10 protein-coding genes and 1 pseudogene are annotated in these 12,075 nt (G+C 48.7%); 7 read left to right on the top strand and 4 right to left on the bottom strand.

The window, feature by feature from the left end:
* The first annotated feature begins 2 nt into the window (after positions 1-2).
* Together BN102_RS08665 and nhaD are read left to right on the top strand one after the other, a co-directional pair.
* Positions 3-884, top strand: a complete 882-nt coding sequence (locus BN102_RS08665; RefSeq protein WP_019208738.1) for a F0F1 ATP synthase subunit gamma — start codon at positions 3-5, stop codon at positions 882-884.
* 160 nt (positions 885-1,044) lie between these two features.
* On the top strand, positions 1,045-2,397 hold the full coding sequence (gene nhaD, locus BN102_RS08660; protein ID WP_019208737.1) for a sodium:proton antiporter NhaD: 1,353 nt from the start codon (positions 1,045-1,047) through the stop codon (positions 2,395-2,397).
* A gap of 288 nt (positions 2,398-2,685) precedes the next feature.
* On the opposite strand, the gene BN102_RS08655 is transcribed toward nhaD, so the two are convergent.
* Positions 2,686-3,381, bottom strand: coding sequence for a response regulator transcription factor (locus BN102_RS08655; RefSeq protein WP_019208736.1), 696 nt, complete (start codon positions 3,379-3,381; stop codon positions 2,686-2,688).
* Between the two features lie 3 nt (positions 3,382-3,384).
* A complete protein-coding gene (locus BN102_RS08650) occupies positions 3,385-4,929 on the bottom strand; it encodes a sensor histidine kinase (RefSeq protein WP_019208735.1) in 1,545 nt (514 codons plus the stop codon).
* A gap of 159 nt (positions 4,930-5,088) precedes the next feature.
* Here BN102_RS08650 and BN102_RS08645 point away from each other — a divergent pair, with 159 nt between their 5' ends.
* On the top strand, positions 5,089-7,182 hold the full coding sequence (locus BN102_RS08645; protein ID WP_019208734.1) for an outer membrane beta-barrel family protein: 2,094 nt from the start codon (positions 5,089-5,091) through the stop codon (positions 7,180-7,182).
* A gap of 29 nt (positions 7,183-7,211) precedes the next feature.
* Here the strand turns inward: BN102_RS08645 and BN102_RS08640 are convergent.
* Positions 7,212-8,258 (bottom strand): annotated as a pseudogene (locus tag BN102_RS08640) (asparaginase).
* A gap of 267 nt (positions 8,259-8,525) precedes the next feature.
* On the bottom strand, positions 8,526-8,789 hold the full coding sequence (locus BN102_RS08635) for a YtxH domain-containing protein (protein ID WP_035455907.1): 264 nt from the start codon (positions 8,787-8,789) through the stop codon (positions 8,526-8,528).
* A gap of 181 nt (positions 8,790-8,970) precedes the next feature.
* Here BN102_RS08635 and BN102_RS08630 point away from each other — a divergent pair, with 181 nt between their 5' ends.
* From BN102_RS08630 to BN102_RS08615, 4 genes are read left to right on the top strand one after another with little or no spacing between them, the layout of a single operon-like run.
* Complete coding sequence (locus tag BN102_RS08630; RefSeq protein ID WP_019208730.1) at positions 8,971-9,612, top strand: HdeD family acid-resistance protein; 642 nt, start codon at positions 8,971-8,973, stop codon at positions 9,610-9,612.
* 6 nt (positions 9,613-9,618) lie between these two features.
* On the top strand, positions 9,619-10,011 hold the full coding sequence (locus BN102_RS08625; protein ID WP_019208729.1) for a DUF4891 domain-containing protein: 393 nt from the start codon (positions 9,619-9,621) through the stop codon (positions 10,009-10,011).
* A gap of 5 nt (positions 10,012-10,016) precedes the next feature.
* Entirely contained in the window at positions 10,017-11,432 is a 1,416-nt protein-coding gene (locus tag BN102_RS08620; RefSeq protein WP_021311357.1) for a DUF1080 domain-containing protein, read from the top strand.
* Positions 11,433-11,439: 7 nt separating this feature from the next.
* Positions 11,440-11,841: a rhodanese-like domain-containing protein gene (locus BN102_RS08615; protein WP_019208727.1), complete on the top strand. Its 402-nt coding sequence runs from the start codon at positions 11,440-11,442 to the stop codon at positions 11,839-11,841.
* The last annotated feature ends 234 nt before the right edge of the window (positions 11,842-12,075 follow it).

Below are 12,075 nucleotides of genomic sequence, written 5' to 3'. Positions count from 1 at the left end.
TTATGGCCTCGCTGAAAGAAGTTAAGGGAAGAATCGCCTCCGTCAAGAGCACGAGTAAGATTACCTCGGCGATGAAGATGGTCGCCTCTGCGAAGCTGCACAAAGCGCAGAAAACGGTGGAAAGCATGCTCCCGTATGAGCGGAGACTGCATGAGATGATGGACGATTTTTTGCAGTACAGTCGGGAAGGAAATCTTCAGTCACCCTTCCTGACGGAACGCGAGGAGGTGAGACGGGTGGCGATCGTCGTCTTCTCGTCCAACTCCAGCTTGTGCGGAGCTTTTAATTCGAATGTGGTCAAGGCATTCAAAAAGGCAGTTGAAAGATATAAGGCTTTAGGACGGGAAAACGTACTCGTGTATCCGGTAGGAAAGAAAATATCTGAAGCGGTCGTCAAGATGGGTATTCGACCGCAAGGCAATTTCGTCAGGATGGCTGACAAGCCTTCCTTTAACGATGCGGCGAGTTTGGCGGAAGCCCTGATGGGAAAGTATCTCCGTAAAGAGCTCGACAAGGTGGAGTTAATTTACCATCATTTCCACTCTACCTCTTCCCAGATGCTGCTCGATGAAACGTATCTTCCTCTGAAGTTAGAAGTATCGCGACCACAGGAAAAGGAGGAGAAGATGTTTTACGATTATATTCTGGAACCTTCGGCACACGTGCTGCTGGAGCGTATGCTGCCGAAAGTGTTGCACCTGAAAATCTATACGGTCTTGCTCGATACGAATACGGCGGAGCACGCCGCGCGGACGATCGCCATGCAAACGGCGACGGATAACGCCAACGAACTGTTGGACGACCTCACGTTGATGTACAATAAGACGCGGCAACAAGCCATCACCAACGAATTGTTGGACATTATGGGAGGCGTCCAGAATTAAATCGCAAAGCGAAGGAGGGTGTATCGGGTCGGCACGAGACCGAGGGGATCCTCGTGCGCGGGAAAAGTTTAACCGCAAACTGTTAAACTGCGGCAGAACGCTTTGTCGTCGAACGGATTTTACTACATTTGCGTTCTAAACGTTTAATAATAAACAAATCATGATTTCGTTAACCATTGCCATTGTGGTCATATTCGTTCTCGGATACCTGTGCATCACGCTCGAAAGCGCTTTGAAAGTGAATAAAGCCGCCGTAGCATTGCTTATGTGCGTATTGTGTTGGACCGTTTATATGCTCAATCCCCTTCCATTCCTCACCGCATTGGGATATACCGGCGGAGAGGAGGGAGTCATAGCGAAGGTCGCCGAAGTGATTAAGGAACATCTCGGCGAAACGGCCGAAACCTTGTTCTTCCTCATGGGAGCCATGACCATCGTCGAGATCGTCGATTCGAACGGCGGCTTCAACTTCGTACGGAATGCGCTCAAAACGACGAACAAGCGGTCGCTACTCTGGAAGATAGCTTTCATGACCTTCGTTCTTTCGGCTATTTTGGATAACCTGACTACGAGCATCGTCATGATCATGGTGTTGCGGAAACTCGTGTATGATCGCAAAGACCGGATCATCTACGCCTCGCTGGTCATTATCGCCGCCAATAGCGGCGGTGCTTTCTCGCCGATAGGAGATGTGACGACGATCATGCTGTGGATCGGAAATATGATCACCTCCGCCGGCGTAATCAAGGAAATCTTCCTGCCCTCACTCGTATCGATGGTGGTGCCGGCCTTTCTCATTCAGTTTATGCTGAAAGGTAAGTTGGAGCTCCCCGAGGAACGGAGCGAAACGGAGGAAGAGGGTTTCACCAGCTTCCAGCGACGGGTTATTTTCTTCTTGGGTGTGGGAGGTTTGATGTTCGTTCCCGTCTTCCGCTATCTGACTGACTTGCCCCCTTTCATGGGCATTCTGCTGGTGTTGTCCGTGCTGTGGATCACGACGGAGATTTTCTATCGGAACGACAAGCTGAAGGAAGGCAGTTTCGTGAACCGGGTGTCGCGGTTGCTCAGCAAAATCGATTTGCCCACCATCATGTTCTTCCTCGGCATCCTGATGGCGGTTTCCTGCTTGGCCGAGGTGGGCGTGCTGACGGCCTTGGGCAAGTCGCTCGATGCGGCCTCCGGTGGCAATCATTATATAGTGACCGGCGTGATCGGTATCTTGTCGAGTATCGTCGATAACGTACCCTTGGTGGCCGGTTGCATGGGGATGTATCCCATCGCTGCAACGGGTGACATGGCTGTCGACGGCATCTTCTGGCAGTTGTTGGCTTATTGTGCCGGCGTGGGTGGTTCGATGCTGATCATCGGTAGTGCGGCCGGCGTGATTGTGATGGGCTTGGAAAAGATCACCTTCGGTTGGTATATGCGTCACATGACGTGGATCGTCTTCGTGGGGTATATCGCCGGCATATTGAGTTATTATTTCATTCGCAACTTTATTTTTCAAATATAGCGTCGAGAGATCGATGCCTCCGCGCGATGGTGGACGGGGGAAGTAGCCGCCGGGCGGTCGCCTGCAATGAAAACGAATTTTCGTTCCCGCCGAGCGGCTCGATAGCGTCTAAAACGGATTTTAGCTCCCGTCGAGCCGCTCGATAGCATCTAAAACGGATTTTAGCTCCCGTCGAGCCGCTCGATAGCATCTAAAACGGATTTTAGCTCCCGCTGAGCCGCTCGATAGCATCTAAAACGGATTTTAGCTCCCGCTGAGCGGCTCGGCAACGGCGGGAAGGGAAATTCCTCATTCGACGATCAGTTTATAACCGATGCCACGGATGTTTACGATGCGGATGCGTTCGTCCTCCGAAAGTTTATGCCGCAATTTCGTAATGAACACGTGCAGGCTGCGCGTATTGAAGAAAGAATCGTCGCCCCAAAGTTCCATGAGGATGTTTTGCATGTTCACCACCTGGTTTCTGTGTAGGCAAAGTCTTTTCAGTATTTCCGATTCGCGGAACGAAAGGACTTCGTCTTTCCCGGCCAGCTGCAATCGTTGCCAGGTGGGGTTGAACCGGTAATTTCCGATTTCCAACCAATCGATCGGTCGTTCTGCCGGCTGCTCCTGCACGAACGCCCTCCCGGCGAGGGCTTTGATCCGGATCATCAGCTCCTGCATGCCGAAGGGTTTCTTTAGATAATCGTTGGCGCCGATCTCGAATCCCGTTACGACGTCGGTGACGGCCGAACGGGCGGTCAAGAAGAGCACCGGCGTGGTCTTGTCCGTCTGTCGGATCTGTTTCACCATCGTAAAGCCGTCCATTCGAGGCATCATCACGTCGGCGACTATCACGTCGGGGCGACTGTCGAAGAACAGTCGAAGGCCTTCCTCCCCGTTTTTCGCCGTGCGGATGTCGAAATCCTGCACTTCGAGCGTGTCTTTGATAATCATGGCCAGCGTTTGCTCGTCTTCTACCAATAGAACATGGATTTTTTCCATCGCTCAACGGAATTGAAGGTGAAATGTCGTCCCTTTGTTCGGCACGCTTTTCACGGCAATCGTTCCGCCGTGCCGTTCCACCATCTGCTTCACGTAAAACAGGCCGAGTCCGTATCCCTGCACTTCGTGGCGGTTTCCGTTCGGTATTCGGTAGAATTTGTCGAAGATATAGCGCTGTTTTTCCTGTGTGATGCCGATGCCGTTGTCCGCAACGCTGATTTCTACTCCTTCCCCCTCCGGCCTTTTCCGGCAATCGATACGAATATCGACGTATTCTTTCGAGTATTTGACGGCATTGTCTATCAGGTTTCCGATCATGTTGTAAAAGTGGAGGCGGTCGGCGAGGAGCGTCAGCGCTTCGGGGTGAACCGTCAGGAGGATCGTCACTTGTTTGTCGGTTTTTAGCTTGTACTGTGCGACTAAGGGTTCTAAAACGCTTTTTACGAGGATCGGTTCCTTCTTTAATTCCAGTGTTCGACGGCGTTCCATGCTCATGGCGAGGATTTGTTCCACCATGCCGCCGAGTCGTTGCAACTGTTCCTGCCCAATGCGTAGGTATTCTTTCGCTTTCTCCGGATTTTCGGCTGCTCGGAAGTTGAGCAGGGCATCGTTGGCGGCGTAGGCGATGGCGATCGGCGTTTTCAGCTCGTGGGTGATATTGTTGGTGAAGTCGCTCTTCATCTCGTCGAGCGTCTTTTGTTTCCAGAGCGTCCGTACCAAATACCAATACGTCAGCAGCAGGATCGAAAAGGTCACGAAGGCGGCGAAGAGCACGCCCCCCATCTGTTTCAGGACGACGGTCGTCAGCGGTTCCATCGTCACACGGTACTGTCTCATCGCATCGATGTCCGTGAAGTACTCGAACGTTTTCGCCTTCAGCGAAGGGCGGTAGCCGTTGGTCTGCGTGCGGGCGATGACGGTGTAGTGCTTCAGCGAACTGTCCGTATAATGGACGAGCTCTACCCGATGCGGCCGATACATGCGGTACAGGTACAGCTGCCGGTCGAGGATGCTGTCGTAAACCGCTATATTCACTTTCGAGATATGGTCCAGACCCGAGTGCAAGGCTTGCTGGATGCGCGTGGCCATGTCGCCGAAACTCTCTCTCGAGAGTTCCAATTGCATCTTCCGCTCGTCGGTCGCAAAGGGAGTGGTATCGGCTTCGTTGATGACCATCGTATCCTTGTTTTTCCTCTTCTTGTTATCGACGATCACCGTCTGTTTGGAACTGTAGATCGTTTTTCTCGAATTGTACAGCACGGAGTCGCGATGCTGGTAGAACGTATTCACCTTGGTATACGAGCGATGGTCGCCCAACAGACCCGAGCCGACCTCGATGGCTCCCGCTTGGGCGGAGTCGGCTTCCATTCGTTTTACGCGGAGCATCATTTCCGCGATGTCCGCCGATATCATAGCATCTGTGACGTGCAGCTCCATCTCTTCTTTCTGCGTACGATATACCCCGAGCAGCCAATGGGCCTGATAGCTGAAAATACAACTCAACGCCAATATTACCAGCAAGATGATATATTTGAACGATATTTTCATCCCTCTTCCTTTTAGCGGTTTAAAGATAGTGCGGATTCCCGGAACGTCGTCTATTCGTTAAGATTAGATAACACTTCCGATAAGACTTGGTAACGGAAAAATGTGGCTTGCGAAGACGGCATGTGCTTATCTTTGTGCCGTTAAAAAACAGAAAACGCCATGAAAAGATTATGGATTGCTCTCTACGTAGTGCTGCTCGCCACGAATGGCGGTGCGCAAGAGGTGAAAACCGACTCCCTGTCGACTGACGATGTGCAATTGGACAGCATATTCCGAACTTTACCCGAAGTGATGATCACCGGAGAACGCCCCGCAGTACGGGCGGAACCCGGGAAACTGGTCTACGATGTGCCGCGTCTGATCGTCAACAAGCCGGTCGACAATATCTACGAAGCGCTGAAAGAACTTCCGGGAGTTGTCGAACAGAATGAATCCATTACCTTAGGAGGGTTGGGGGTCACCATCGTGCTCGACGGGAAAGTGACGAACATGAATACGTCCCAACTGATGGCTCTGCTGAAAACCATGCCTGCAAAGCGAATCAAACATGTGGAGGTGATGTACAGCGCTCCGGCGAAATATCAAGTCCGCGGCGCGATGATCAATGTTGTCCTGAATCGTGATGCCGACAATCTTTCTCGCCTCCAGGGCGAGGTCTACGGTTTGCTGAAACAAAGACATCACACGGCTTACGAAGAACGGACGAGCCTGCAATACAACCGCAAGAAATTTTCCGTCGATCTTCTTTACGATCACTCGCACGGCACCTTTTATCATATTGGCGACGAACAGTCCCTGCATACGCTCAGGGACGGTACACGGCACGAAATGAATACGACGGCTTACACCCACGCCCCGTCTCAGGAGCATGCTTTCCGCATGGGAGCAGATTATCGTTTTACGGAAAATCATCAGTTGAGCTTGGTGTATAACGGAAATTACAGCTCTTATCATAACAATCAGACGGTCGAGGGAGCCGTTCGTTCCGCCTCGCACAAGGATTTCACTCACTGGCTGCACAATCTGCGATTGGATTATGAAACGCCCTTCGGTTTGAAGGCGGGCGTGGAATTCACCTACTATAAATCGCCTGAGAAACAGCTCTTCGACAGCGAATACGGTGGGAAAGCCTATCATTTCGAAAGCAACAGCGATCAAAAAATCGACCGCTGGAAGTTCTTTCTTTCGCAGGAACATCGGTTGAAAAGCGAATGGGGACTGAATTACGGCGTGATTTATGATACCAGCGTCGACCACAGCTATCAGTACTATGTTAAAACGAGCGAGCAGTCGGCCGATTTGCCGGACGATTCCTCGTTCCGACAAACGGAAGACAACATCAATCTCTATGCGGGGGGCAGCAAGCGCTTTGGGAAAAAACTGATGCTCGACGCTTCGTTGGCAGCAGAGTATTACCATAGCATCGTATGGAATCGATGGGATTGGTATCCCGTATTCAACCTAACCTATCTGCCGAAGGACGGACATACCCTCCAACTGAGTCTGAGCAGTAACAAAACGTATCCCGAATATTGGGCTGTGCACAGTTTCGTCTCTTATAATAAGGGGGGGTACGGGGCTATTGTCGGGAATCCTTTCCTGAAACCCTCGAGCGACTATCGACTGCAATCGGTGTATGTTTTGAAGAACAAATATACGTTCATCGCATGGTATGATTACCAGAAAGACAAGTTTACGCAATTGGCTTATCAGCGTCCCGACCGTCTGTTGATGGAATATAAATACTGCAACTTCGACTATACCGAGCAAATCGGTTTTCAGGCATCCGTTCCGGTGAAGATCGCCAAATGGTGGCAAACCCATTTCATGCTTATCGGCGTGTGGCAACGAGATAAGGATTCCGATTTTTACGATATCCCTTTCGATCGGGATATTTTGTGGACGATGGGGATGGTACGGAATACCCTCGTCCTCTCGTCGAAGCCCGACCTGAGCTTGACCGTCAACGGGATGATCCGCAGCAAGGCGATACAAGGCAATTATAACCTGCCCGAATCGCACAACTTGGATATCGCCTTTCGGTATAAATTCATGAATAATCGGGCTACGGTGAGGCTGTACGGAACGAATATCCTGGAAAGCAATGCGATCTATCCGACCATTCGTTGGGCGAATCAGCGCTACAGGATGCATTATTCCGACTTCCGCGAAACGGGCGTTTCATTTACTTACGCCTTCGGGGGGTACAAGGCGAAATCGCGTGCCGACGTCGATACGTCAAGGTTCAAATAATCGAATCGTTCCGGGGTGTTTTCGGGCTGTCAGACTGGGATGGTGAATTCGCCGGCTACCGGAACGGTCATGAGATGACGGATTTCTTCCTCACTCTTACCGTGTCCCAAAAGGAACATCAGTTTCGTGATGACAGATTCGACGGTGCTGTCGTAACCGCTGATGACGCCCGCATCCAGCAGATGCAATCCCGTTTCGTAACGTTCCATTTCAACCATTCCCGAAGGGCACTGCGAAATATTGACGATGATGATGCCGCGGGTTGTCGCGTCTTTCAGCAAATCGATAAACCATCGTTTTTGCGGTGCATTTCCCGAACCGTACGTCTTCAATACGATAGCTTTCAGTCCTGGCGCATGCAGTACGGTGCTGATAATGTTCTCCTGAATACCGGGGAAGAGCGTCAGGATCGCAATGTTGGTATCGTAGAGGTAGTGCGATTTCAACGACTTTTGTTAATCCGGTTTCAGGATGCGGTCGTACTCATACTTGATGTGGATGCCTGCCGTTGCCAACGTGGGATAGTTATAGGAACGGAAAGCGTTGAAGTTTTCCGCATTGATTTTCGTCGTACGGTTTCCTCTCAACAATTGATTTTCGAAAAAAATACATACTTCTGGAACGATGGATGCTCCGTCTTCATGCTTTGCTGCGGCGATTTCGATAGAGGCAATCAGGTTTTCTTTTCCGTCGGTGCGAAGCATGTCGATAGGTAACTGACTTCCCGTGAGTATTACCGGCTTCTTGAGATTTTCCAGCATGAAGCTCAGAGCCGATGCGGTATAAGCCATGGTATCCGTCCCGTGCAGGATGACAAATCCGTCGAATTCCTCGTAATTATCGGTGATGATTCGAACCAATTTGGTCCACAAGGATGGTTCCATATCCGAGGAATCGATCGGCGGGTTGAACTGATAGGAAGATATGCGATAGTTGAACCGTTTCAATTCGGGTACATGCTCTTGCAATTGATCGAAGTCGAACGCTTCCAGTGCTCCTGTCTCGGGATTCCGTCGCATACCGATCGTTCCACCTGTATAAATGAGCAAAACGGAAGGATAATCACTATATGACATTTTATATTTTTACTGATGAATATTGACACAAAGATAGCGATTAGGTTGTAAAATGCAAAATATATGGCCTGAAAATAACAAAATGTTTATTTTCAATGCTCCAAACCCTTCGATAAACAGGATATCGCTTTCTTTGCACCGCTTTTTCATTCCTCTTGTCGCACTGTAAGTTTACTGCCGATCATAGCGAGGAGAGGGGGACAGAAAAATAAGCAGTCTTCATTTCGGTATGAGACTGCTTATTTCTTGTTTTTTGCGATATTAAGATCAATCGTATTCTTCAGACGCATTCAGCTTTTCCTTTATAGCTTCAGCCTGTTTATTGATCTTTTCGGCCACGTTATCTTTCACGTTGACGGCCTTATCCTTGGCACGCTGCAGGTAATCGCATACGTCATCCTGCAACTCACCCAATTTATGCTTCACGTCTCTTCTGAATTTACGTCCTTCTCTCGTCTGCGATAAGAATCCCAAAGCTCCTCCTACCATTGTTCCGAGTACCATTCCTAATAAAAAATCACCTTTTTTCATCTTGCTGTATTTTAATATTAATCGTCTTTCTAATCTTATTGGCGAGGTATTCATCGCCTCGATCGGTTCATGCGTAAAAGTATGATTTCTTCTTTTCATTTGCAATATTTAGAAAACTATTCGGTCATAATTTAAGAAAAATATATAAATTCGCCACATCCTTTTAAAAACATTATCATATATGAAACTTTTGAATCATGCTATTGTCAGATGCCTATGCGCCTTGGTTGCAGGTATGCTCTTGGTGGCTTATCCCGATCAGATATCGGTGTACTTCATTATTGCCATAGGAGCGCTCTTTTTCATTCCGGGACTGTTTACCGTTATTTCTTATTACGTGAATGTTCGGAAGGGCGGCTCTCCTTTCCCCTTATCAGGCATCGGCAGTGCGCTCTTCGGTTTGTGGTTGATGATAATGCCCGGTTTTTTCGCCAATATATTCATGTACGTATTGGGGGCGGTCTTGGTATTGGCCGGTATTCACCAGATTTCCCGATTAGTAGCCGTTCGGAACGTGGCGACTGTGTCGGGTGTCTTTTACGTCATGCCTACGCTTGTCCTGATTGCCGGCGTGTTGGTGTTGATTAATCCGTTCGTCGCTCGTACCGTGCCTATTATTATAATAGGTATAAGCGCCGTTATTTATGCCGTCGCCGATTTTATCCGTATCGTCCGCTTTCGAAAATACCTGGGGCAGGAATCGTATGTAGTCGATGTAAGTACGGAAGCGACCACCACCGACAGCAAACCTGCGACCTGGAACGATTCGGAAAATATCGCCGCTTCCGAAAGATCTGGAGAGGCCGCAACACCTGAAAAATGACGATCTATGAAACACAAACATCGTTACCTGTACATGACTTTTATTCTCATCCTCCTGTCGATTATTCCGTTTTATATGTCACGGGATAAATCTCCCTCAGGGATAGAAGGTGGTTGCGATTCCTGCAAGGCAAAGGCTATTTTGTGGGTAGATTACACGAGGGGTAAAGAGATTCCTAATGGAGCAGTCGTCAAAAATATTAAAGTGTATGCCGAAGTTTCTCCTTTCGGAAAGGTGAAAATTATCGCTTATTGTAAAAAGCAACCGATGATCGTAGAAAATTATCTGGCGAAACGATTGGAAAAGTATACCGTCCGAAAACAAGTGATGGAGGAGCATTACGTAGAGCCGGGGAAACAGTATTTACTATTGCGTTACGTAGAAGATTGGATAAAATGACCGATATGAAAAAAATGACATTGTTATTAAAGATCGTTTTTATAGAAATTGTTTCGTTTGCTTTTGCCGCATGCGGACAAAAGGTAGGTGAACCGAGATTACTCGACAAGTGGGCGAATGAAAACGGTATTGTTGAACGCGCGGAAATTTCCGTGAAAGCAGGGGAACAATTGACGGCCGAAGGAGATTACCGGAACTTCGTTCTTCGAGGCCAAGCTTGTTCGGATGCTGTCGGAGAGGCCTCGTTGCGTTTCCATCGGGGATATGAAGTGTTATTCCACAACGGGCCGATCGACGGTACGCGAAAGACAGGCAGTTTGGCTTCCGTGCGCAACCTCTACCGTTCCTTGGCCGTAGACGGCCAGTGGTTCGACTTCCTGGTCGCCGTTCGCGGCAAGAATATCGAAGTAAGCATCAACGGAATGGACGTCGTATGCTATACCGAACCGGAGAAGCCGTACCGTACTCCCGAAAATGCCGATCGCACCGTGAGTAAAGGACCGATAGCGCTATCGGGTAAAAAAGGTGAAGTTCGGTTTAGGAACCTGACTATTACTCCTTTGGAGAAAGAAGCAGTCAATCCTAACGACACGCTGCCTGTGATAGATGAGCAGAGAGATGAGATCATCCGGTTGCAACAGCGAAACTTTCCCGTAATCGACTATCACGTGCACCTGAAGGGAGGTCTCACGAAAGAACAGGCCCATGCCATGTCCATGAACTTCGGCATCAATTACGGGGTAGCTCCGAATCTGGGAGAAGGCGGCGTAGGCAGGATGCTTGCTAACGATGACGAAGCATTTGGTTATTTTTACGAAGTCAGAGATCTGCCGTTTCTTCGCGGAGCCCAAGGTGAAGGTCGTCGGTGGTCTACCCAATTCTCGCATCAGGCGTTATCCGTTTTCGATTATCTGTTTACCGATGCTATGACCATTGTCGATCACAAGGGGCGGATCGTTCGCATCTATCGTCCGGAAGAGGTGATTCTCGACGGGATGAGTAAAGATCAATATATGGAACTGATCGTAAGTCAAATAGAGAAGATCCTGACCAACGAACCCGTCGATATCTATGCCAACGCCACCTATATCCCAGAGGATATGAATAGCGACTACGATAAGTACTGGACGGAAGAACGCGTAAACCGGGTGCTCGATGTCATGGAGAAGTATCATATTGCCTTGGAGATCAGCCCGCGCTATAAAATACCGAGCATGAGCATCATTAAGAAAGCGAAAGCGCGCGGATTGAAGTTCACTTTCGGAACAAACAATGTGGATGCGGACTTCGGTAAATTGGAGTATGCCATTCAAGCCGTCAAGGAATGCGGTCTGACTGCCGACGATATCTGGTTTCCTTCCATGAGTATCCGAAATACTCGGGAAGTGGTTGATTACAACCATTTTAATGCTAAAAAATAACAAATGTATGAAACGGTTCTTAAGTTTTCTGATGGTATTTATGGGGTTCTGCCTGAGTGCATGCAGTCAGGAGAAGTTTGCTACGGTAGAGGTCGACGAATTTAATAAAATTATTTCTGAAGAAGCCGTTCAATTGGTGGATGTCCGTACGGAAGCCGAATTTATGGAGGGACACCTTAAAAATGCCGTAAATATAGATGTGAAGAAAGCCGACTTTATGGATAACAGTAAAGAAAAGCTCGATAAACGTAAAATCGTAGCCGTGTATTGCCGAAGCGGAAAACGGAGCGTGGATGCAGCTAAACTGTTGACGAACGCCGGTTATCGAGTGGTCGATTTGGATGGAGGGATAATGGCTTGGAAAGCGAAGAGAGGAGAGGAGGCTTTGGAAAAACCGATAAAGCCATGAAACGTTGAACCCGACTTCGAGCCCGCGCTCCGATCAGCACTAAAAAAACGAAGTTCTCACTCGCTCGTGGGAACTTCGTTCTACAACACAAAAACTAAACTAGACTTAACTAAACTATTCTATTTAGCATTAATCTTTCGATTAAGCAAAACTATTTGACTTCACAGCCACTTAGTTTCGGTTACAAATATACAACACTTTTTATTATCAACAAATTTTTTCCACTGTTTTTTT

It is taken from the genome of Phocaeicola abscessus CCUG 55929, assembly GCF_000312445.1.
Taxonomy (GTDB): Bacteria; Bacteroidota; Bacteroidia; order Bacteroidales; family Bacteroidaceae; genus Phocaeicola; species Phocaeicola abscessus.
Note: the sequence above shows the minus strand (reverse complement) of the source record. Positions and strands in the feature narration are given on the sequence as shown.

Bases quoted from the DNA above. Each gene is read 5' to 3' on its own strand.
- BN102_RS08625 (WP_019208729.1), top strand. From the start codon at position 9,619: ATGAAACACAAACATCGTTACCTGTACATGACTTTTATTCTCATCCTC.
- nhaD (WP_019208737.1), top strand. From the start codon at position 1,045: ATGATTTCGTTAACCATTGCCATTGTGGTCATATTCGTTCTCGGATAC.
- BN102_RS08630 (WP_019208730.1), top strand. From the start codon at position 8,971: ATGAAACTTTTGAATCATGCTATTGTCAGATGCCTATGCGCCTTGGTT.
- BN102_RS08645 (WP_019208734.1), top strand. From the start codon at position 5,089: ATGAAAAGATTATGGATTGCTCTCTACGTAGTGCTGCTCGCCACGAAT.
- BN102_RS08620 (WP_021311357.1), top strand. From the start codon at position 10,017: ATGAAAAAAATGACATTGTTATTAAAGATCGTTTTTATAGAAATTGTT.
- BN102_RS08635 (WP_035455907.1), bottom strand. From the start codon at position 8,789: ATGAAAAAAGGTGATTTTTTATTAGGAATGGTACTCGGAACAATGGTA.
- BN102_RS08650 (WP_019208735.1), bottom strand. From the start codon at position 4,929: ATGAAAATATCGTTCAAATATATCATCTTGCTGGTAATATTGGCGTTG.
- BN102_RS08655 (WP_019208736.1), bottom strand. From the start codon at position 3,381: ATGGAAAAAATCCATGTTCTATTGGTAGAAGACGAGCAAACGCTGGCC.
- BN102_RS08665 (WP_019208738.1), top strand. From the start codon at position 3: ATGGCCTCGCTGAAAGAAGTTAAGGGAAGAATCGCCTCCGTCAAGAGC.
- BN102_RS08615 (WP_019208727.1), top strand. From the start codon at position 11,440: ATGAAACGGTTCTTAAGTTTTCTGATGGTATTTATGGGGTTCTGCCTG.